23 protein-coding genes and 1 pseudogene are annotated in these 19106 nt (G+C 64.7%); 12 read left to right on the top strand and 12 right to left on the bottom strand.

Translation table 11 applies throughout. From position 1 onward, the window contains the following. The first annotated feature begins 334 nt into the window (after positions 1–334). From HAP47_RS16420 to HAP47_RS16410, 3 genes are all read left to right on the top strand, one after another. Positions 335–1891: an FAD-dependent monooxygenase gene (locus tag HAP47_RS16420; protein ID WP_173637346.1), complete on the top strand. Its 1557-nt coding sequence runs from the start codon at positions 335–337 to the stop codon at positions 1889–1891. Positions 1892–2041: 150 nt separating this feature from the next. Further along, positions 2042–2659 (top strand): PilZ domain-containing protein, encoded by a 618-nt coding sequence (locus HAP47_RS16415; RefSeq protein WP_092115166.1) that lies wholly within the window; start codon positions 2042–2044, stop codon positions 2657–2659. A 332-nt stretch (positions 2660–2991) separates the two neighbouring features. Continuing rightward, positions 2992–3606 (top strand): transglutaminase-like cysteine peptidase, encoded by a 615-nt coding sequence (locus HAP47_RS16410; protein ID WP_173640472.1) that lies wholly within the window; start codon positions 2992–2994, stop codon positions 3604–3606. A 128-nt stretch (positions 3607–3734) separates the two neighbouring features. Here the strand turns inward: HAP47_RS16410 and HAP47_RS16405 are convergent, their stop codons facing one another. After that, positions 3735–3875 (bottom strand): hypothetical protein, encoded by a 141-nt coding sequence (locus HAP47_RS16405; RefSeq protein WP_173637088.1) that lies wholly within the window; start codon positions 3873–3875, stop codon positions 3735–3737. 42 nt (positions 3876–3917) lie between these two features. Between HAP47_RS16405 and HAP47_RS16400 the strand changes: the two genes are divergently transcribed. From HAP47_RS16400 to HAP47_RS16390, 3 genes are all read left to right on the top strand, one after another. Beyond that, positions 3918–4547, top strand: a complete 630-nt coding sequence (locus HAP47_RS16400) for a TetR/AcrR family transcriptional regulator (protein ID WP_173637347.1) — start codon at positions 3918–3920, stop codon at positions 4545–4547. Between the two features lie 33 nt (positions 4548–4580). Further along, a complete protein-coding gene (gene fabA / locus HAP47_RS16395; RefSeq protein ID WP_173637348.1) occupies positions 4581–5111 on the top strand; it encodes a bifunctional 3-hydroxydecanoyl-ACP dehydratase/trans-2-decenoyl-ACP isomerase in 531 nt (176 codons plus the stop codon). Positions 5112–5271: 160 nt separating this feature from the next. Further along, on the top strand, positions 5272–5769 hold the full coding sequence (locus tag HAP47_RS16390; protein WP_173640473.1) for a hypothetical protein: 498 nt from the start codon (positions 5272–5274) through the stop codon (positions 5767–5769). A gap of 396 nt (positions 5770–6165) precedes the next feature. Here HAP47_RS16390 and HAP47_RS16385 read toward each other — a convergent pair whose 3' ends face one another. The 3 genes from HAP47_RS16385 to HAP47_RS16375 form a co-directional block, all read right to left on the bottom strand. Continuing rightward, positions 6166–6315 (bottom strand): hypothetical protein, encoded by a 150-nt coding sequence (locus tag HAP47_RS16385; RefSeq protein WP_173637349.1) that lies wholly within the window; start codon positions 6313–6315, stop codon positions 6166–6168. 202 nt (positions 6316–6517) lie between these two features. Then, the gene (locus HAP47_RS16380) at positions 6518–7003 is read right to left on the bottom strand and encodes a hypothetical protein (RefSeq protein WP_173637350.1); all 486 of its coding nucleotides are present in this window, start codon (positions 7001–7003) and stop codon (positions 6518–6520) included. 155 nt (positions 7004–7158) lie between these two features. After that, complete coding sequence (locus HAP47_RS16375) at positions 7159–7491, bottom strand: hypothetical protein (protein ID WP_173637089.1); 333 nt, start codon at positions 7489–7491, stop codon at positions 7159–7161. Between the two features lie 65 nt (positions 7492–7556). Between HAP47_RS16375 and HAP47_RS16370 the strand changes: the two genes are divergently transcribed. Next, the gene (locus tag HAP47_RS16370; RefSeq protein WP_173637351.1) at positions 7557–7811 is read left to right on the top strand and encodes a hypothetical protein; all 255 of its coding nucleotides are present in this window, start codon (positions 7557–7559) and stop codon (positions 7809–7811) included. 4 nt (positions 7812–7815) lie between these two features. Here the strand turns inward: HAP47_RS16370 and HAP47_RS16365 are convergent, their stop codons facing one another. After that, positions 7816–8346 carry a gamma carbonic anhydrase family protein gene (locus tag HAP47_RS16365; protein WP_173637352.1) on the bottom strand — a complete coding sequence of 177 codons (531 nt, stop codon included), beginning with the start codon at positions 8344–8346 and terminating at the stop codon, positions 7816–7818. 126 nt (positions 8347–8472) lie between these two features. Beyond that, positions 8473–8802, bottom strand: a complete 330-nt coding sequence (locus tag HAP47_RS16360) for a DUF6949 family protein (RefSeq protein WP_092115175.1) — start codon at positions 8800–8802, stop codon at positions 8473–8475. A 219-nt stretch (positions 8803–9021) separates the two neighbouring features. Here HAP47_RS16360 and HAP47_RS16355 point away from each other — a divergent pair, with 219 nt between their 5' ends. Continuing rightward, positions 9022–9732 carry a hypothetical protein gene (locus HAP47_RS16355; RefSeq protein ID WP_173640474.1) on the top strand — a complete coding sequence of 237 codons (711 nt, stop codon included), beginning with the start codon at positions 9022–9024 and terminating at the stop codon, positions 9730–9732. Positions 9733–9872: 140 nt separating this feature from the next. Here HAP47_RS16355 and HAP47_RS16350 read toward each other — a convergent pair whose 3' ends face one another. Beyond that, on the bottom strand, positions 9873–10091 hold the full coding sequence (locus HAP47_RS16350) for a DUF3126 family protein (RefSeq protein WP_050406403.1): 219 nt from the start codon (positions 10089–10091) through the stop codon (positions 9873–9875). A gap of 137 nt (positions 10092–10228) precedes the next feature. Continuing rightward, positions 10229–11056, bottom strand: a complete 828-nt coding sequence (gene cysE, locus HAP47_RS16345) for a serine O-acetyltransferase (protein WP_173637353.1) — start codon at positions 11054–11056, stop codon at positions 10229–10231. A 182-nt stretch (positions 11057–11238) separates the two neighbouring features. Between cysE and HAP47_RS16340 the strand changes: the two are divergent. Continuing rightward, a pseudogene (locus HAP47_RS16340) lies at positions 11239–12621 on the top strand (hypothetical protein); the annotation flags it as partial. Positions 12622–12645: 24 nt separating this feature from the next. Here HAP47_RS16340 and HAP47_RS16335 read toward each other — a convergent pair. Continuing rightward, entirely contained in the window at positions 12646–13398 is a 753-nt protein-coding gene (locus HAP47_RS16335; RefSeq protein WP_173637354.1) for an alpha/beta fold hydrolase, read from the bottom strand. A 72-nt stretch (positions 13399–13470) separates the two neighbouring features. Next, a complete protein-coding gene (locus tag HAP47_RS16330; RefSeq protein WP_173637355.1) occupies positions 13471–14604 on the bottom strand; it encodes a hypothetical protein in 1134 nt (377 codons plus the stop codon). Positions 14605–14840: 236 nt separating this feature from the next. Between HAP47_RS16330 and HAP47_RS16325 the strand changes: the two genes are divergently transcribed. Together HAP47_RS16325 and HAP47_RS16320 are read left to right on the top strand one after the other, a co-directional pair. Next, positions 14841–15086, top strand: a complete 246-nt coding sequence (locus HAP47_RS16325; protein ID WP_173637356.1) for a zinc-finger domain-containing protein — start codon at positions 14841–14843, stop codon at positions 15084–15086. Positions 15087–15093: 7 nt separating this feature from the next. After that, positions 15094–16296: an FAD-dependent monooxygenase gene (locus HAP47_RS16320; RefSeq protein WP_173637357.1), complete on the top strand. Its 1203-nt coding sequence runs from the start codon at positions 15094–15096 to the stop codon at positions 16294–16296. Between the two features lie 51 nt (positions 16297–16347). On the opposite strand, the gene HAP47_RS16315 is transcribed toward HAP47_RS16320, so the two are convergent. Further along, on the bottom strand, positions 16348–16782 hold the full coding sequence (locus HAP47_RS16315; RefSeq protein WP_173637358.1) for a twin-arginine translocation pathway signal: 435 nt from the start codon (positions 16780–16782) through the stop codon (positions 16348–16350). A 274-nt stretch (positions 16783–17056) separates the two neighbouring features. Further along, on the bottom strand, positions 17057–18145 hold the full coding sequence (locus HAP47_RS16310; protein ID WP_173637359.1) for a LacI family DNA-binding transcriptional regulator: 1089 nt from the start codon (positions 18143–18145) through the stop codon (positions 17057–17059). 55 nt (positions 18146–18200) lie between these two features. On the opposite strand from HAP47_RS16310, the gene HAP47_RS16305 reads away from it, so the two are divergent. Then, positions 18201–19103 (top strand): dioxygenase family protein, encoded by a 903-nt coding sequence (locus HAP47_RS16305; protein WP_173637360.1) that lies wholly within the window; start codon positions 18201–18203, stop codon positions 19101–19103. Positions 19104–19106: the final 3 nt, after the last annotated feature.

Below are 19106 nucleotides of genomic sequence, written 5' to 3'. Positions count from 1 at the left end.
TCTTCTTCTGGAACAGGTGGATGGTCGAACCGCGCCCGACGGTCGCACCGGAACATCGCGGCCCTGCATTGTTCCCATAACTTGCGCGCACGGATCGCCATTGCGGATCTGCCGTCACGCCGCTATATCGCCCATGTCGGAAAAGGCAGACTTGGTTTGGTAAGCCCAAGTCCTTTCGAAACGAAGTCCCTTCGGAATCGAAAGCTCTGGTCTCCTGCTGCGTGCATGAGATCCCCACGACGAACACCGGACGCTATCGAAGCGTCCATTGTTCGTCCGTGTGGTTCTCAATCCGACGAACCGCTCCGGTCGAACATCGACAAAGGAGCAGTTCATGCAGAACCACCACCCGCTTCCCCATGACGTCGTGATTGCCGGCGCCGGCCCGGTCGGCCTGCTGCTTGCCTGCGAGCTGCGGCTTGCCGGGTACTCGGTGCTGGTACTGGAGCAGGCCACAGACCCGCACTCGCCGTTGAAGCGACTGCCGTTCGGCATGCGCGGCCTCTCGGCGCCCACCATCGAGGCCCTCTATCGTCGCGGGATGCTGGACGAGATCGCGATGCCGCAGCGCGCGAAAGATGGCCTGGGCCGCAATGCGTCGAACGGCGCGCATTGGATGCAGCAGCCGCGCCGCCCGGCCGGCCATTTCGCCGGCATCCAGTTTTATCACGACGAGATCGACAGTTCGAAATGGTCCTATCGCCTGCCGGGTCCGGCCAGCACCAGCATGGCAGTCGACATGGAGTCACTCGAATCTGCGCTCGCCGCGCGTGCAATCGCGATGGACGTCGAGATCAGGCGCGGCGCGGCCGTCGAGGCGTTCGATCAGTCGGATGACGGCGTGACCGTTCGGGCCGGCGGCGAGATCTTTCATGGACGCTGGCTGGTCGGCTGCGACGGCGGCCGCAGCATTGTGCGCAAGACCGGCGGCTTTGAGTTTGTCGGCAGCGATCCCGAGTTCACCGGCTATTCGGTCGAGGTCGAGATTGCCGATCCGGACACGCTCCGTCCGGGCCGCCACTACACACCGACCGGCATGTATACCTACACGCGCCCCGGCACCATCGCGATGGTCGATTTCGACGGCGGTGCCTTCCACCGCACCCACGAGATCACGCGCGAGCATGTGCAGGCGGTGCTGCGCCGCGTCTCCGGCACCGACGTGACGTTGACGGCCCTCCAGCTTGCCACCACCTGGACGGATCGCGCCTGTCAGGCGACGGCTTACCGGAACGGACGTGTGCTGCTCGCCGGCGACGCCGCGCACATCCATTCTCCGCTGGGCGGCCAGGGGCTCAACCTCGGGCTTGGCGATGCGATGAATCTCGGCTGGAAGCTCGCAGCCACGATCCGCGGCGACGCGCCGGCCGGTCTGCTCGACAGCTATTGCAGCGAACGGCTTCCGGTGGGCGCGCAGATCCTCGACTGGTCGCGGGCGCAGGTCGCGCTGATGCGGCCGAGCCGCAGTTCGCGCGCGCTCGAAGCCATCATCCGCGATCTGATCGCGACGACCGACGGCGCGACCTATTTTGCCGAGCGCGTGTGGGGCGTTTCGCTGCGCTACGATCTTGGCGGCGGCCATCCGCTGGTCGGCCGTAGCGCGCCGGACTTCGAGCTCGCCTGCGCCATGAGGCTCGGCGAACTGCTCAGAGATGGGCGCGGCCTGCTGCTCGACTTCGAGCCGCGCTCTCCTCTGCGCGCGCTGGCCGATCGCTGGCGTGGGCGGATCAACTATGTCGCGAGCGATGCCGGGAATCGGCTGGGCTTGTGCGCGGTGCTCGTGCGTCCCGATGGCTTTGTGGCTTGGGCCACAGACATCGAGCCGGATCTGGAGGAGACTGCTCAAGCCGCGGCGCGATGGTTCGGAGAACCTGACGCGGCATCAGAATGAGCCTAACGCCCCCGGGCACGGCTCGCGTGAATTTCGCTTGTCGCTCTCGCTCCGTGTCCGGGTTCCCCTTCACAACCGTAACGCCCTGTTAACCCTATCAGCCTTACGGTCGTCGGGGCTCCGAATGGACGGTGGCCGGGTTTTGTCGTGATGTCGTTTGCACAGAAGAAAACTACCGTCGTCCCCGTTGCCGAGGAGCGGCGGCGCTTCCAGCGCGTCAAAGTGCACCTGCTCGGCCGCTACATGCTGCCCGACCGGCGCGAGTTTCCCTGCCAGATTATCAACATGTCCCCGGGCGGCCTCGCGCTGCTTGCGCCCGGCATCGGCAATGTCGGCGACCGCGTGATCGCCTATCTCGACCATATCGGCCGGGTCGAGGGCCGCATCACCCGCATCATCGACAACGGCTTTGCGATGACGATCGGCGCCACCGCGCGCAAGCGCGACAAGCTCGCCGCCCAGCTCACCTGGCTCGCCAACCGCGACATCCTCAATCTGCCCGAGGATCGCCGCCACGACCGTATCGTGCCGCGCAACCCGATCGCCCTGCTCACCCAGGAAGACGGCTCGCGGATGACCTGCCGCATCATCGACCTTTCGCTGTCCGGTGCTGCGATCGCCGCGGAGAACCGCCCGCCGCTGAAGTCGCTCGTGATGCTCGGCCGGGTGCAGGCCCGCGTGGTGCGAAATCTCGAGGAAGGCTTCGCGCTCGAGTTCGTCCACGAGCAGTCCGCGGAAACGCTCGAAGAGAGCGTTACCGCGAGGTAAAGCGAAAGACCGCTCAAGACCCCGTTTTCAGCCCGCGAAGGCGGCCTCCGGTACACCGGTGGCCGCCTTCGGTGCGTTTGGTCCGGCGAAATCGGCGGTTAACGGCCGCGGCGTTTGCTGCAACAAACCGTGCAGGCGCAGCGCTTGCCGGGTTAATAGATAAAATTTGAATCAATTGCAGTTGTTTCAAATTTTACGCGAATTCGATTCAAGTAAAGATCGAATTCGCCGCAGCTTTTATCAGTATTCGCGTCAAATCTACTTCGCACACTTAGCGGCGGCGCAAAAGCTTTGTGCGAAACGTGGTCCCAACAAGAAGAACGGGGGCCATGATGTTTGGGTTCAGGGGACAGGGGAAAGGTTTGGCGGTTGCCGCCATTCTGTTTGCGACGTGCGTGTCGGCCAAGGCCGGCGACGTGGTCTATGCCAGCCTGGGTGACGTTGCGCGCTCGCCGATCGGCTGGGTCGAATTCTGCGCCGACAACCCCGCCGAGTGCCGCGGCGGCAAGACGCAACCACGCGACATCGTGTTGTCGCAGACCGCTTGGCGCGACCTCGTGCGGGTCAACAAGTGGGTCAACGAATCCATCAAGCCGATAACCGACATGGATCATTGGGGCGTGATCGAGAAATGGTCGTTGCCGACAGACGGCTACGGCGACTGCGAGGACTACGTGCTCCTGAAGCGCAAGATGCTGATGGACGCCGGCTGGCCGCGCGAGGCGCTGTTGATCACGGTGGTCCGCGACAAGAAGGGCGAAGGCCACGCGGTGCTGACGGTGAAGACCGACAAGGGCGAATTCGTGCTCGATAACCAGAACGAGAGCATCGTCGCCTGGACGGAGACCGGCTACCGCTTCGTCAAGCGGCAATCGCAGAGCGATCCCAATGTGTGGGTCTCGCTCGGCGACAACCGCCCGGCAGTTTCAACCGCAAGCTCGCGCTGAGCGGCAACAAGGAATCGAGTTCGCGACCCGGTCACATCCCCACCCCTCCCCGTCCCAGACCGGTTCGCGCGCGGCCACCCTTCCCCCAAAGGGTGGCCGCAACCTTTTGAGGGGGACGCGGTAACCGATCAGAAGAACCGATCGAGGAACGCGGCCGTCTCGTCCGAGATGCCGGCGATCTTGTTGGCGGTCTGGCGATCGAATTTGAAATTGAGCTCGGTCTCGGCGCCGGCCGTCGCCCCAACGCCCCAAGCTTGACATCCTAGCATCCGCCCGATTGAATTGAATTCAATTCAACCAATGGACAAACGATGGGCGCGACGAGCCAGGGGACACGGGAGCGACTGCTCTCGGCAGCCCAAGACGAACTGATCGAAGGCGATGGGCATCTCGAGATGCAGGCCGTCGCGAGACGGGCCCAAGTCTCGGTCGGGCTTGCCTATCACCACTTCGGATCCAAGGCCGGCCTGATCGCCGCCGTGGTCGAAGACTTCTATGAACATCTCGATGAGGCGGCCTTCGGCGGCGCCAAGCTGTCCGCCAGGAACTGGGCGGACCGGGAGAAGGAGCGGATCGGCGCCTATGTCGCCTTTCACTATGAGCACCCGTTTGCGCCGCTGGTGATCGGACCGCTGAGCCGGGCGCCCGAAGTGCTTGATGTCGAGACCGCCTTCACCAGCCGCCAGCTTGCAGCCGGGGCGCGCATGCTTGAGGCCGCGCAGCGCGACGGGATCGTTCCCGGCAACCTCGACCCTCACCTCACCATCGCGCTGATGATCGGCGGCATCCGCCAGGCGCTGATCGGCGCGCTCACGGCCGAGCGGCGGCCGGATCCGGCAAGGCTGACCGGCGACATCTGGGCCTTCATGGCCGCGGCGCTGCGCCTGACTGCCAAGTCCCGGCCCGTCAAGCCAAAAGCCACGCGGCGCGGCCGCTCCTAACGTTTAACCATAACCCCAAGGTCGGTGGCCATCTTGTTCAACCCGCATGATTTTCACACGCCGCAATCGTCCTACAGCAAGCCGGATCTGCTGCGCTCGAGCACGGGCGGCTATTTCGGCCCCGGCAATGCGCAGCTGCCGGCGCCACCGATGCTGATGATGGATCGCATCACCGACATCGGTATCGACGGCGGCGCCTTCGGCAAGGGCCGTGTCGCCGCCGAACTCGACATTGCGCCGGACCATTGGTTCTTCGCCTGTCACTTCGCCGGCGACCCCGTGATGCCCGGCTGCCTCGGTCTCGACGCGATGTGGCAGATCATCGGCTTCTGGCTCGGCTGGTCCGGCTCGCCGGGCAAGGGCCGCGCGCTCGGGGTCGGTGAGGTCAAGTTCCGGGGCCACATCACACCAGACGTCAGGATCGTGCGCTACGAGGTCGACATGCGTCAGATCAGGCGCGGCCGACTGGTGCTGGGCATCGCCGACGGCCGCGTGCTCGCCGACGGCGCTTGCGTCTACCTGGCGAAGGACATGCGGGTCGGGCTGATCGCGCCGACGGACTGAGCCACGGACGCGCGCCGGACAGTCCCGTTTTGAGGCAGGAGCCGCGGAATTTGCGGCGAGTTTTGCACTCCCCGCGCCACCTGCTTGAATCCCCGGGGGTTTTGCCCGCATCGCGGTTGTGCTATGCGGAACCTTTCAATTGATGTCCGGTTCTGGTCGCATGGTCGAACTTGCCCCCCGGAATGCTCAAGCCAGCAGCCTGATCGGCGTGCAGCCGATCGCGATCGGCGCCGTGGCGCTGGTGCTCGTGCTATTCGGGATCGGCTCGATCGCGCTGTGGCGCGCCTTCAGCGGCAACGTGCCGGAGACCGATCGGATGATCGCCGCCCGCCAATTGCAGGCGCGGACCGCACAGGTCTCCGAGGCCCTGGTTGAAAAGACCAAGGGGATGGAGGCGACCCAGCAGGAATCCATCGACCAGCTGCAGGAGGTGCAGGACCAGCTGCTGACCATGCGCAAGCAGTTCGCCGCGCAGCAGGCCGACGCCAAGAAGCTCTCCGACCAGGTCGCCGCACTGACCGAACAGGTCGAGGGTCTGCGCCAGTCGCTCGCGAGCGCGCAGGCCAATGAGCCGGCAGCCGAGCCCGAGCCGCGCAAGCGGTCGAAGGCCACCCGGAGTTCCAACCGCAAGCGCCAAAGCCAAAGACCGCGCGGTTGACGACCGAAGACGCTGAGCGCCGTCACCAGCGCGGCCATCAAAATGCGCCAAATCCCGAACAACATCAGGACCTGAGGTGGAATTTTCCCGCTCCAGGCCAGCCGGCGGCGGCCCTGCATGAGTGCCCGTTAGCGTGAATTAATCCGGACTTTGTGAACTGGTTCACATATCCGACTTCGAATCCGAGTCATCCTTAATCACCGGATGGCGTGAGCCGATTTCAATATCCGGGGCTGGCAAGGTCGTTGACGGTATACTACGTCGACGGCCTTGTTTTTTGGGGGCCGTGAATTCCCGACCTCTGGATTGCCCACCCCGAAAACGCGGCGTGCTCGGATGACGGCTCTGCACGCGCGACATCGCAGCAGCCGAAGCCGCAGCGATCCGGGTTACCGCCTACCTGGTGCGGTCGCGCAGCACGCGATCGCTTCGCTGCCGCAGCCGCGCAAGCTTCGGCTCGAGCTCGTGGAGCATGTAGACGAATGCGGCGGCGAGGCCCGAAACAACCACCATGAACAGCAATGTCAGATCAGGAATGGTCAGCATCTCTGGTATCCTCTGAGAACCGGCTCCAATCGCAGCCGGACCGTTTGCTTTCGCGACGCGTTCACACACAGACTGCCGCGCTGCGCTGCAAGCCGCGTACCAATGCGCGACGGCCCCGGCATCAAGACACCGAGGCCGCGCCGATCATTCCAGGACCATCAGCATGGCGATCCGATGGACCGGCCATGCGTCGGCAGATATCTCAGTTGCAAACCTGCACCGGTCGCACCTGCCAGCCATACGGCGTCAGCATGCGACGGCGCACGACATAACAACCGCCGTCACCGTAACCATACCCGTCGTCGTAGCCGTAACCGGCGTAGTACGGGTTGCCGTAATAGCCGTCATAGTAATCGTAGGCGCCGTAGCCCAGGCCGAATCCGATCGCGGCCGCCGCCAACGGATAGCCCCAGCCACGCCGATAGTAGCCGCCGTGCCAGCCTCCACCATGCCAGCCGCCGCCATGCCAGCCGCCGCCGATTGCAGCCGACCGGAAGCCACCGCCCGCGCCCATGGCGCGGAAAGCTCCGCCGCCAAATCCGCCGCCGTGGAAGCCGCCACCACCATGGAAGCCACCGCCACCGTGGAAGCCGCCGCCGCCGAAGCCACCGCGCGCCGACGCGGCGTCGACCGTGAACAGGCCGACCGAGGCCGTCGCCAGCAAGGCAATCATCGTTTTACGCAACATCACCCGTTACTCCTCTTTCCAAGGCTTTTCGTCTTAAGCCTCCTCCGCCGCGTCCCGCGCATGCTAACCTAATGTAGGACCGGGGCTTCGACCGCGCGCCTATGCCGCGCTCACTTCTGCGCGACCCACGTTCATCAAGGCGCAGCCGTCAAAAACTAACAGCCGCGGCAGATGCCATTGACGCGGCGGTCGACGGTCCTGTTCTCGTCGGCGATCGCCTTGTCGAAGCTTTCGCTCGACGCCGAACCGGTGGTGACGCCCTCACCGGTATTCAGCCGGCCGGAAGACTGAGCCGTGCCGGCGCTGTTGGTGCCGGGCGGCGGTGACGCGACTTGCGGCGATGCCGGGCTGGCTGACGAGGGGCTGCCGCTCCCGGTACCGTTCCAGTACCTTGGGCGACGGTAACCGTGGGCGCCAGCAGAATGGCGATTGTCGCTGACGCGACGGTGACGGATAATTTGCGCATGGCAATTCTCCCTTGCGGACATCAACGGGTCCGCAAAACGCCGGTTCCCACAGGCGTTGGAGCAATACAGTTTGGGAGCAATTCAATTTGCGCAAGCTGATCGAGTTTGACGACGACACTTTCGACAAGCTGAAGCAGCTTGGGCGCGACCGGATGGCGACGCTGCAGGAGCTCGCGGACGAGGCCTTCGCCGACCTCCTCAAGAAGCACGGTATTCCGATCGACCTGAAAGACGCGCTGCGCAAGAGCGCAAGACTTCAGGAGACAGCAAGACTACAGGAGGCGGCAAAGCCAGGCCCCGCAACACCGAAGGGCGCACGCAAGCAGGGCCGGAAGCGCTGAGGCTTCAGCCGATCTTCTTCAGTCCGGCTTTGTACTGCGGGCCCCGGATCGCGTAGGACTTCGCCGGCCGCGACAACGCCTCCGCCTGCGCGGCATCGAGTGTGCGCACCACGCGCGCGGGCGCACCGATGATCAGGGAATTTTCAGGAAACTCCTTGCCCTCGGTGATGACGGAGCCGGCGCCGACGACACTGCCGCGCCTGATGCGCGCGCCGTTCATCACGATCGATCCCATCCCGATCAGCACACCGTCTTCCAGCGTGCAGCCGTGCACGATCGCATTGTGGCCGATCGTGACGTTGTTGCCGATGATCAGGGGAAAGCCGGGATCGACATGCAGGGTCGAATTGTCCTGGACGTTGGAGCGTTCGCCGATCTCGATCCACTCATTGTCGCCGCGCAGCACGGCGCCGAACCAGACGCTCGCCGCGGATTTGAGGCGCACCTTGCCGATCACAACGGCATTGTCGGCGATGAAGTAGCTGCCGTCGGCGGGAAGATCGGGCCCCTGCCCGTCGAGTTCGTAGATCGCCATGGAGGTCTCCCTGGAGCGTTTTCGGTTCTGATTGATCAGAACCGAGGCTCTCGTCAGGACGACCTTGGCACAGCGGCCGACATGGTTTCAAGCAAGCGCGATCCACGGATCAGGATCCGGCGCGGATCACCCGATCACGCCGGCAGCGCGCAGCGTCATCACGAAGAAGGTGCCCGACATCAGGCTCCAGAAGCCGGAGATGACGGTTGCCATCATCACGAACTCGAAACGGCGGCGCTCGATGCGCGCACCACGCAGCGTGTTGCGCATGATGATGAACGGTGCGGCAAAGACGAGAAACGGAACCGCGGCGAAGGTTCTCGGCGCCACGCCCTCCTGCAGCAGGCCGAAGCCGGCCGGACGCTCCGCCATCGCCTGATAGCCGCTGGCCAATGCGCCGGCGAGCGCAAAGCCGATGAAGAGCGAGAACAGGGAATTCAAGGTATCGGGCGACATCGGAACTTCCGCTACGCAACAGGCCACTCACCCTGCTTCGCAGAATTGGCGGCAGGCCGCCACATCATCCTTAAGGAAAGGTTAACCGGGGGCGCTTGGCGCGGCGTTTGCGCATTGCCATTCGCTCCGGGATTCCATTGGAATCGTACGGAAATTCCGCGTCACGTGGCATATTCGGCAGATGATTCGGCCACTCCCGACCTGCACTTTGCCTCGCTCATGACGCTACTCTCGACCGCCCAGCATCTCGCCCGCGACACCCGCCGCAATCCGCGCGCGCATCTCGTTCCGATCATCGCCTCGGCAGTCATCGCGGCCGGTGCGATTGCGCTCGTCGCCTATCTGCTGTGGCCGACCTATACGACCGTCCCGCCCAGCGATCCGTCGCGACTGCCGGTGAGCGTCGGCGGCACGCTGTTCAACGTGCCGACCATGGCGGTGCGCATGAAGATCCAGCGCCACTCCGGGCCGCAGGAGCGCGTCGATCTGAGCTTCCTCTATCCGTCGCTGGAGGCGCCTGCCGCGCCGAAGCACTACAGCGCCGATACGGTCGAGGACAAGGTGCAGCCAATCGACAGGATCTTCGTGTCGATCGCGGCGCATCACGATTCGCTCGCGCCGGACATGCGGCTGCGCACGATCTATCCGCGCTATCTCGACGAGCGCGCGAATACCGATGACGGCCTGACGGCACGCGCGTTCCGCGACGGCACGCCCTATGGCGGCGAGGACCTGTTCACCGCGACCGAGCCGCAATTGATCGCGCGCTGCACGCGCGATACGTCGACGCCCGGCATGTGCCTGAGTGAGCAGCGCATCGAGGGCGCCGACCTGACCTTCCGCTTTCCACGCGTCTGGCTTGCGCAATGGCGCGACATCGCCACCGCGATGAACCGCCTCTCCGCGCAGATGCATAGCGCGAAGGGGTAGCTTCCTCGTCATTGCGAGCGAACCAAAGCAATCCATCGAGCCGCTAACGCGGAAATATGGATTGCTTCGTCGCTTCAGCGCAAAATTGCTTTGCAATTTTGTCGCGAGCTCCTCGCAATGACGCGCCGAGACCAGGCTGTTCAGCCCTGCTCGCCCAGATCTTCTTCCAGGATGGCCATCTGGAACTGGAACGAGCGATCATCGTCCTCGTCGTCGACGAACAGCACGCCGATGAACTCCTCGCCGATATAAACCTCGGCCGAGTCGTCCTTCTTGGGCCGCGGCACCACGCGGATCTTGGGATTGCTGAACACGCGTTTGAGATACGCGTCGAGCTTCCTGACTTCCTGAACGTCCACAGCCGTCTCCAATCGGGTCGATGATTTTCGGGGGAGTTTTAGGACGAGACGGCAAAGATCGCCAGAGCCTTTTCAGGCTTTGGCGACGTGATGTTGCGCACACGCTAAAGCGCGTCGCGATCAGAAAGCGAGTGAAATCAAAGCCCGATCGCGTTGAGCATCTGGTCCATGGTGCGCGACGGCTCGGCACAGCCGGCCTCGCCGACGATTTTCGCCGGCACGCCCGCGACCGTGACGTTGTGCGGCACGGGCTTGACCACGACGGAGCCCGCCGCGATCCGCGCGCAATGACCGATCTCGATATTGCCGAGGATCTTGGCGCCGGCGCCGATCAGCACGCCGTGGCGGATTTTCGGATGGCGATCCTCGTTCTCCTTGCCGGTGCCGCCGAGCGTGACGCCATGCAGGATCGAGACATCGTCGTCGATGACGGCCGTCTCGCCGCAGACGAAACCGGTGGCGTGATCGAGGAAGATACCGCGGCCGATCCTGGCCGCCGGGTTGATGTCGGTCTGGAACACCGCCGACGAGCGGCTCTGCAGGTAGAAGGCAAAATCCTTGCGGCCCTTCTGATAGAGCCAGTGCGCAAGACGATGGGTCTGCAGCGCGTGGAAGCCCTTGAAGTAGAGCAAGGGATCGATGAAGCGCGAGGTCGCGGGATCGCGGTCATAGACGGCGACGAGATCGGCGCGGAAGGCGTTGCCGATATCGGGCTCATCGCGCAATGCCTCGCCAAAGGTCTGGCGGATCAGGTCGCCCGACAGCGCGGCGTGATCGAGCCGCTCGGCAATGCGATGGACCACGGAATCTTCCAGGCGCTCGTGATGCAGCACGGTCGCATAGATGAAGGATGCGAGCTCCGGCTCGCGCCGCAGGATGTCTTCCGCCTCACCGCGAATTCGATCCCAGATCGGATCGAGCGCCGCCAGCTTTGCCCCCTGCGGATTGACCTGATGAACTGCCATCGCTGCTCTCGCAATTCGGTTGTTCTGATGTGCGTTATAGCACGGTGACCCCAGCGCGTCCCGGGAAGGCTCGGCACGGTAAATCCCAGCCGAACGCCCCGGGCCGACGTCTAAAGGGAGTTGGTCGGGATTTTGCCGAAATCAAGCCGTGCTTCTGCAACTATTGGCGGATTTCGTCCCGAATGTGGTTTTGGGCATGGTCGGCCCCAATAAAAGGGGGAAACATCATCAATACCCGCAGTTTACGTGCCCGTCTGACCGACGCACGGTCGGTCTGGATCGCCACCATCGCCATTCCCCTCCTGCTGCTCGCGCCTGCCTTCTGGAACGGCTATCCGCTGCTCCAATGGGATACCGGCGGCTATCTGGCGCGCTGGTACGAGGGCTATCTGGTGCCGAGCCGGTCGACGGTGTTCGGCATCTACCTCCATGTCGGTGAGACATCGGGCTTCTGGCTCAACCTCGGCATCCAGACCCTGGCGACGCTGTGGATCCTGCAACTGACCCTGCGCATGCTCGAGCTCGCCCGGCCGGCCCGGCTGATCGCGATCAGCCTCGCGCTGATCGCCACCACCGCCCTGCCCTGGCTCGCCAGCATGCTGCTGACCGACATCTTTGCCGGCCTCTCGGTGCTCGCGCTCTTTATCCTCGTCCTGCACGGCGAGCGGATTTCGACGCTCGAGAAGGCGGTGCTGTTCGGATTCACAGCGTTTTCCGCCGCCACGCACAGCGCTACGCTCGCGGTGCTGCTTGGGCTCTGCTGCGTCGTCTGGATGCTGCGTCCGTGGCTCGGCCGCCGCGTCCCGGTCGCGGGCCTCATGCAAGGCAGCCTGACCATCGTCACCGCCGCCGTGATGCTGCTGGCGGCGAACTTCGCGCTGTCGGGTCAGCTTGCCTGGACACCCGGCGGCTATGGCGTCGCCTTCGGCCGCATGCTGCAGGATGGCATCGTCGCGCAATATCTGCGCGATCATTGCGCCAAGGAGAACCTGAAGCTGTGCCCCTATCGCGACGAGTTGCCGCCTACCGCCGACGACTTCCTGTGGGGCCACAGCATGTTCGACACGCTCGGCCGCTTTCAGGGACTGAATGACGAGATGGGCCACATCGTGGTGCGCTCGCTGGCCGAATATCCGGGATGGCAGGCCAGGGCGGCGCTGAAAGCAACCGCCGACCAGCTGTTGGATGTCGCGACCGGAGAAGGCTCCTCAGGCTGGATCCCGCATACCTACGGCATCATCGAGCGCTATATTCCCAAGCAGGTCGCGCCGATGCGCGCCGCGCGGCAACAACAATGGGCCCTCGACTTCACCGCGATCAATCGCATCCACGTGCCGGTCGCGCTGGCCTCGATGCTCTTGGTCGTGATCTTGTTCGCCCGCGGACTGTGGCAGCGGCGGCTCGACGATTTGACGCTGCTGGCGGGCACGGTGACGCTCGCTCTGCTCGGCAATGCCGCCGTCTGTGGCGTGATCTCGGGGCCACACGACCGCTATGGCGCACGCATGGTGTGGGTCGCGACCTTCGTGGTTCTGATCGCGGCGGCGTGCGCCTTCGCCAAGGACGATGCCGGGAACGATGCCGACGAGCTATTTTCGCCGCGACAGGAAGTCGATGACGCCGGTCTTGTAGACCTTGTCGCCGACCGCCCGCATGTGGTCGCGGTTCGGAATGTCGAGCACCAGCGATCCCGGAATGATCCGGCCGAGCGCTGACGCCGAGCCCGCGATCTCGTCCTTGCTGCCGACCGCGATCAGAACCGGCACACGCATGCCGGCAGCCTCCTCGCGCGTCATCAGGCGGCGCGAGCCGCGCAGGCAGGCGGCGAGCGCGCGGCGGTCGGAGCGGGTCTGATCGGCGAAGGCGCGGAACGTGCGGCCGACCGGATCGGTGACGTCGTCGAGCGACGGCACCTCCAGCGCCAGCGCAACGGCCTCGCCGGGACCGCCGCCCTCGATCAGCCCGATGCCGATGCCGCCGAGGATCACCGAACGCACCCGGTCGGCATTCTCACGCGCCAGGATCGCCGTCATCCGCGAGCCCAGCGAATAGCCCATGATGTCGGCGCGCGCGATTCCGAGATGATCCATCAGCGCGATCACGTCGCTTGCCATGTTCGCGATCTCGTACTGCGCGGCATCGTAGAGCTTGGCGGATTCGCCGTGGCCGCGATTGTCGAGCGCGACGACGCGCCGCCCGGCCTTGACGAGCTCCGACACCCAGGTCGGATAGATCCAGTTGACGTTCTTGCTCGACGCAAAGCCGTGCACGAGCACGATCGGCTCGCCCGCGCCTTCGTCGATATAGGCAATTTCAACATCGCCGTGATGGAAACTCGGCATCATCGATTCCGTTTTTTTCTTGCGATTTGGGATTTGGGATTTGGGATTGGCGATCGACCGGCGACCGCAAGCTTAGCCCTGGACGGGCATACTCGCCAGCGCGGCCTGCGCGGTCATCTGCCGCTTCAGGCGCAGCGCCTTGCTTCGTCTGAGCCACCACGCCGTGGTTCGCTCGGTGGTGGCCTTGATCGACGACAGGAAGCCGAACAGCGCAAGCAGCGCGCCGAACAGCCACATGGTGAGATTGAATGTGCCGGCCGCGAGCAGCAGTGCGCCGCGGCCGAGCAGCTTGATGATCGCGCGGGTCTGGCCGCCCTTCACGCCCGCGATGCGGGCCGCGCGCGCGATCTCCTGCGGGTTCTCCGCGACCTTCAGCGTATCCCGCGCGGCACGAACCCCGGCCGCCTCGCCGATGCGCCCGACGTCCTTGGCGACGCGCACCAGCGCGCCGGCCTTCTCGGCGCGGAACGCCGCGCGGATCGCGGTTGCAGTTTCCGCCGGCCGCAGCGCCGAGCCGGACGCGACCGCCTCACGCAGCGCCGACTGATCGACCACCTCGCGGGTCGAGCGCCCGGCCCATTCGATCATCCCCTCGCTCAGCCGTCCGGCCTTGCGCGTATCCTTGACCAGCGTCAGTCCGGCACGCAGCGGCGCGGCACCGCCGACCGACACATAGGTGGCCGCAGTCACGGCGAGCCCGGCGGCCGCAAGGCCAAGCACCAGTCGGTCGGTGTCCTCGCCCATCACGAGGTGCTTGCCCTCGCGCACGACATCCCTGACGTCACCGAACACGAACAGGTCGCCGGCGACAGTGCCGGACAGGCTTGCGACATCGTCGGCATTGCCGGTCACGAGACCGGCGGCAAATCCCTTGGCGAAATGCGTGGTGGACGATTGCTCGGCACGCGCGTCGTCGACGCGCCTTGTAAGTTCATCACTGAGCGCGATGTCCTTCTCGCTTGCGAGCGCGACAAAGCTGGTCGCAAGATCGGCATCTCCGGAGGAGAGTGCCGCCTCGATATTGTCCGATATCAACGCCGGGTTGTTGCGCAGGACGGAATTGAGCCTGAGGTCGGCGAGCGCAGCCGGATCGTTCCGCGCTGACAGCACCGTGCCGGCGTCCCGGGCGTGCGGCCAAATGGCCGCGCCCACGGCAGCGCTCGCTGCCAGGCCGGCCACCGCAAAACTGAGGCGCACCCCGTTCATTCCGCTGAAAACCTCTAGTTTTATTCGCCTTGGAAATAGTGTGTGCCGCTTTTGCGACACAACGGCTCCGACCAAAGAAGGGCTTCTCTGGGACGACAAGATTGTGTCGAATTTGCATGAGCAAATGAGCCATCGGGGCTCTAGGAATCAACTGTTCCCGCCAGTATGGTGCGCGGCATTTCGCGATGCCGCATGCTGTTGATGCGTCTGCCCATCGTTGCCACCAAGGTGAGAATATGTCCGACCACATCGTCCCGCACTTCCATAACGATGCCGGTGTCTCGGTGATCGAGATCGGGTCGCAGGAGTTCATGTGCGTGGGCGCCAACCCTCCGTTCGACCATCCGCACGTGTTCCTCGACCTCGGCAACGACAGCGAGATCATCTGCCCGTACTGCTCGACGCTCTATCGCTTCGCGTCCGACCTTGGTGCCGGCGAAGCACGGCCGCCGGAATGCGTGCTGAAAGACAAGGTCGCCTGACCGCTCCGTGGCGCTGACGCGAACCGTCATCGTTGCCGGCGCCGGGATCGGAGGACTGACGGCGTCGCTGACCCTGGCTGCTCAAGGCTTTCGCGTCGTCGTGCTGGAAAAGGCCGAGCGGCTCGAGGAAGCCGGCGCCGGCATCCAGCTCTCTCCCAATGCCAGCCGCATCCTGGTCGAGCTCGGGCTCAAGGAACCGCTGGCGCGGCGTGCGGTCACGCCGGAATCCGTCAACATCCTGAGCACGCGGGCCGGTGGCGAGATCGCGCGGATGCCGCTTGGCCGGGCCGCCGAGTTCCGCGCCGGTGCCCCCTATTGGGTGATCCACCGCGCCGATCTGCAGGCCGCGTTGCAGGCCGTCGTCAACGACCATCCCGATATCGATCTGCGGCTCGGCTGCCAGTTCGAGGATGTCACCAAGCACGCCAAGGGGCTGACGGTGGTGCAACGCCGCGGCAATGCACGGCAGGAGGAATTGGCGGTTGCGCTGATCGGCGCGGATGGCATCTGGTCGTCGGTCCGCGGACATTTGTTTCCGGATGTACAACCGCAATTCTCTGGCATGATCGCCTGGCGCGGCACGCTTGACGCGACCGCCCTGCCGCATGAATACACCGCGCCACGCGTGCAGCTGTGGATGGGGCCGGATGCGCATCTCGTGGCCTATCCGATCTCGGCCGGACGCCAGCTCAACGTGGTCGCGATCGTGTCAGGCACCTGGAACCGGCCGGGCTGGAGCGCGCCCGGCGACATCAACGAGATCAAGGATGCGTTCGCTGCCGCGCGCTGGCCCGCCGCGGCGCGGATGCTGATCGGCGCGGTCGATGGCTGGCGCAAATGGGCGCTGTTCACCCTGCCCGACATCGGCCGCTGGAGCGAAGGCGCGGTGACGCTGCTCGGCGACGCCGCGCATGCGATGCTGCCGTTTGCCGCGCAAGGCGCCGGCATGGCGATCGAGGATGCGGCCGTGCTCGCCAAGGCCCTGGCCGACTGCACCGGCGAAAACACCGCAGGCATTCCCGCCGCATTGAAGCGCTACGCCGAGATGCGGCGCGGCCGCGTGCTGAAGGTGCAGCGCACGGCGCGGCAGCAGGGTCGCATCTATCATTTGAGCGGACCCTTGGCGATCGCGCGCGATCTTGCGATCCGCGCCATCGGTCCGCAGCGCATGCTGGCGCGGCAGGACTGGATCTACGACTGGCGCGCCTGAGCCGAGCGCGCCTATGCGCACACAGCAACCGGCTCGTCCGGAAACGTTGACTTAGCGAACGAGGCCTCGCGGCGCGCGCGGGCCCTTTGCCCCCGGCGCAGGCGCCGCGGGTGCGGCCGCCGCCGGCGTGTCCGGCGGGCTCTCATGGCACTTGTTGGCGCGCCAGGCCTGATCCGCAAGCCTCTGCTGGGCGTGGATCGAGATCAGCTCGTTGCGATAGACCATCTCCGAGACCACGGTACCGCCGACGCCGGTCTCCGCCTTGGCCATCAACTTTTCCTGATCCGTCGCGCGAGACGCGAGATTCTTGCGCTCGGTCTCGAGCTGCTTGCAATCATACAAATCGTATTTGGCGGGATCGGCGAATGCCGACGGCACGCTGTCACCGATCTGTGCGCAACCGGAAACGCCCGCAGCCGAGGCGAGCAGCGCAACGATGGCTGCCGCGCGCGACAGATTTGGGCGGCGTGAGGGACGAACAGACATTCAGCTTTCTTAGTCCGACAGTGTTGAGATTGCCTAAAGCAGCCGCCGGTGTCCGGATTGAGGCTCAATCGCGGCGGCGCGCCGCTTATCCCAGCGCTCGGCCGCTGAAGCAAATGGAATTGCAGGCCGCAGGCAGCGGATAACGGAGCGCGGGGCTAAGCCAGGATGGATACCAGGCGCCGCCCCCCTTGCGACAGTAGCTTGATCAAGCATCCCAGGATGGAGGTCGCGGAGCGGACACAAGCGTACGACCGCGTTGAAGACGTGCGTATGTCTAGGCTGCCGGTTGCGTGGACTTCCTGACGACCAACTCGGGAGGAAGTACGACGTGCCGGATCTCGGCCGACTTGCTCTGGAGCATTTCGATCAGCATTCTGGCAGCGATCCGCCCCATCTCGCGGTGCTCGATGCGCACGGTGGTGAGGGGCGGCGAGACGACGTCCATGAGTGGCATGTCGTTGTGACCGACGAGCGAGATATCCTCCGGGCACCGCAGGTGCCGCTCCCTCAGAGCGTCAAGGGCGCCGATCGCCAGCAGGTCGTTCGCGGCAACGATCGCAGTCACCTGATGCGGCCCGCCGACGAGATGCATCGCCGCCAACGCGCCGCCTTCGCGCGTGTATCCCGCGGCGTCACGTACGGCACCGGTCAATCCGTGCCGCGCCATCGCGCGCTCGAAGCCGTCACGCCGCAGCGCGCCGGTTGATGTCGACAGCGGCCCTGCGATATGCGCAATGCGGCGGTGTCCGATATCGACGAGATGATCGACGGCGAGACGCATTCCCATTTCGTCGTCCGAGACGACTGAGGAGACGCGATCGCGCGCTTCGGATCGGTTGACCAGGATCACGGGAACGCCGCGCCGGATACAGAAACCGACGAGTTCGTCATCCTGCGAAACCGTCGCCAGGATCAGTCCGTCGACCCGCTGGCTGAGCAGTCGTTCGACAAAGGAGATCTGCTGCGACGATATATTCCCTGCGTCCGCGACGATCGGTGCGTAGCCTTCCGCAGAGAGAACCTCGGTAATGCCGCCAAGGATCGGAGCGAACACCGGATTGGTGATGTCGGGCAGCAGCACACCGACGAGATCGGATCGACCCAGTCGCAGGTTGGCGGCCAGCCGGTTCGGTTGGTAGCCCAGCGCCTCCGCCTGGGCGGAGATCCTCTTGGCGACGTCGTCCGCGACCAAATGCCGTTTCTTGGGATCGAGGGCCCGCGACACGGTCGAAGGATGGACGCCGGCGGCGTCCGCGATCTGCTTGATTGTCGTGACAGGTCGATTCACCCAGCGATTCCTGCTGCTTAGCTCGTTTGCGAAATGAGCATAGCGCCTCCCTTGACCGGCTGCAATCGATTGCATTAGTAACTGCAATCGATTGCATAATAAGTGTAACCGAACGTACAGGAGCCTACCGATGTCTCACGGCATTATCGAAAAGCTCGAGGACGTGACGCCGACCGTGTTGCGGGCGATGGCGTCGGCCGACAATGCGCGGCTCCGAACGGTGATGGAAGCCTTCGTGAGGCACCTCCATGCCTTCGCCCGCGAGGTGAAACTCAGCGAGGCGGAATACGATCTCGGCATCGATTTCCTGAACCGGATCGGACAGGCCACCCACGACAGCCACAACGAGGGCATCCTCTTCGCGGATGCGACCGGCTTCTCGACGCTGGTCTGCCTGCTGAACAACGGCAACGCCGGTGCGACCGAAACCGCGGCGGCATTGCTGGGCCCGTTCTGGCGGGCCAATTCTCCCCGAACGGAGAACGGGGCATCGATCGTTCGTTCTGAGACACCCGGCCCCGAACTCTTCGTCGACTGCGAGGTCGTCGACATCGCGGGCAAGCCCCTCGCCAATGTCGAGGTCGACGTCTGGCAATCCTCACCTGTCGGCCTCTACGAGAACCAGGACGAAACGCAGGCCGACATGAACCTGCGCGGCAAGTTCACCACAGACGCCTCGGGTCGATTCTCATTCAGATCGGTCAAGCCCGCCGGCTATCCCGTGCCGACCGACGGCCCGGTTGGCGACATGCTGCGCGCCCAGAACAGGCATCCCTACCGGCCGGCACACATGCACTTCCTGGGCTTCAAGCCTGGCTACAAGACGCTGATCACGCAGGTCTTCGTCGACCACGACGAACACCTGGACAGCGACGTGGTGTTCGGGGTGACGCGCACGCTGGTCGGCGATTATCGCCGGCATGACGACGGCGATCCACCGGCGCCCGGGGTCCGCGCTCCCTGGTACACGCTGAACTATCGCTTCACCATGGAAAATGGTGAAGCGATCCTCCCCAAGCCACCGATCAAGTGAAGC

This window comes from Bradyrhizobium sp. 41S5 (assembly GCF_011516665.3).
Taxonomy (GTDB): Bacteria; Pseudomonadota; Alphaproteobacteria; order Rhizobiales; family Xanthobacteraceae; genus Bradyrhizobium; species Bradyrhizobium quebecense.
Note: the sequence above shows the minus strand (reverse complement) of the source record. Positions and strands in the feature narration are given on the sequence as shown.

Bases quoted from the DNA above. Each gene is read 5' to 3' on its own strand.
- HAP47_RS16315 (WP_173637358.1), bottom strand. From the start codon at position 16,782: ATGTCTGTTCGTCCCTCACGCCGCCCAAATCTGTCGCGCGCGGCAGCC.
- HAP47_RS16355 (WP_173640474.1), top strand. From the start codon at position 9,022: ATGACGCTACTCTCGACCGCCCAGCATCTCGCCCGCGACACCCGCCGC.
- HAP47_RS16365 (WP_173637352.1), bottom strand. From the start codon at position 8,346: ATGGCGATCTACGAACTCGACGGGCAGGGGCCCGATCTTCCCGCCGAC.
- HAP47_RS16375 (WP_173637089.1), bottom strand. From the start codon at position 7,491: ATGTCCGCAAGGGAGAATTGCCATGCGCAAATTATCCGTCACCGTCGC.
- HAP47_RS16400 (WP_173637347.1), top strand. From the start codon at position 3,918: ATGGGCGCGACGAGCCAGGGGACACGGGAGCGACTGCTCTCGGCAGCC.
- HAP47_RS16330 (WP_173637355.1), bottom strand. From the start codon at position 14,604: ATGAACGGGGTGCGCCTCAGTTTTGCGGTGGCCGGCCTGGCAGCGAGC.
- HAP47_RS16390 (WP_173640473.1), top strand. From the start codon at position 5,272: ATGGTCGAACTTGCCCCCCGGAATGCTCAAGCCAGCAGCCTGATCGGC.
- HAP47_RS16415 (WP_092115166.1), top strand. From the start codon at position 2,042: ATGTCGTTTGCACAGAAGAAAACTACCGTCGTCCCCGTTGCCGAGGAG.
- HAP47_RS16310 (WP_173637359.1), bottom strand. From the start codon at position 18,145: ATGCAATCGATTGCAGCCGGTCAAGGGAGGCGCTATGCTCATTTCGCA.
- HAP47_RS16335 (WP_173637354.1), bottom strand. From the start codon at position 13,398: ATGCCGAGTTTCCATCACGGCGATGTTGAAATTGCCTATATCGACGAA.
- HAP47_RS16380 (WP_173637350.1), bottom strand. From the start codon at position 7,003: ATGTTGCGTAAAACGATGATTGCCTTGCTGGCGACGGCCTCGGTCGGC.
- HAP47_RS16325 (WP_173637356.1), top strand. From the start codon at position 14,841: ATGTCCGACCACATCGTCCCGCACTTCCATAACGATGCCGGTGTCTCG.
- HAP47_RS16305 (WP_173637360.1), top strand. From the start codon at position 18,201: ATGTCTCACGGCATTATCGAAAAGCTCGAGGACGTGACGCCGACCGTG.
- HAP47_RS16360 (WP_092115175.1), bottom strand. From the start codon at position 8,802: ATGTCGCCCGATACCTTGAATTCCCTGTTCTCGCTCTTCATCGGCTTT.
- HAP47_RS16420 (WP_173637346.1), top strand. From the start codon at position 335: ATGCAGAACCACCACCCGCTTCCCCATGACGTCGTGATTGCCGGCGCC.
- HAP47_RS16405 (WP_173637088.1), bottom strand. From the start codon at position 3,875: ATGCTAGGATGTCAAGCTTGGGGCGTTGGGGCGACGGCCGGCGCCGAG.
- HAP47_RS16385 (WP_173637349.1), bottom strand. From the start codon at position 6,315: ATGCTGACCATTCCTGATCTGACATTGCTGTTCATGGTGGTTGTTTCG.
- HAP47_RS16410 (WP_173640472.1), top strand. From the start codon at position 2,992: ATGTTTGGGTTCAGGGGACAGGGGAAAGGTTTGGCGGTTGCCGCCATT.
- cysE (WP_173637353.1), bottom strand. From the start codon at position 11,056: ATGGCAGTTCATCAGGTCAATCCGCAGGGGGCAAAGCTGGCGGCGCTC.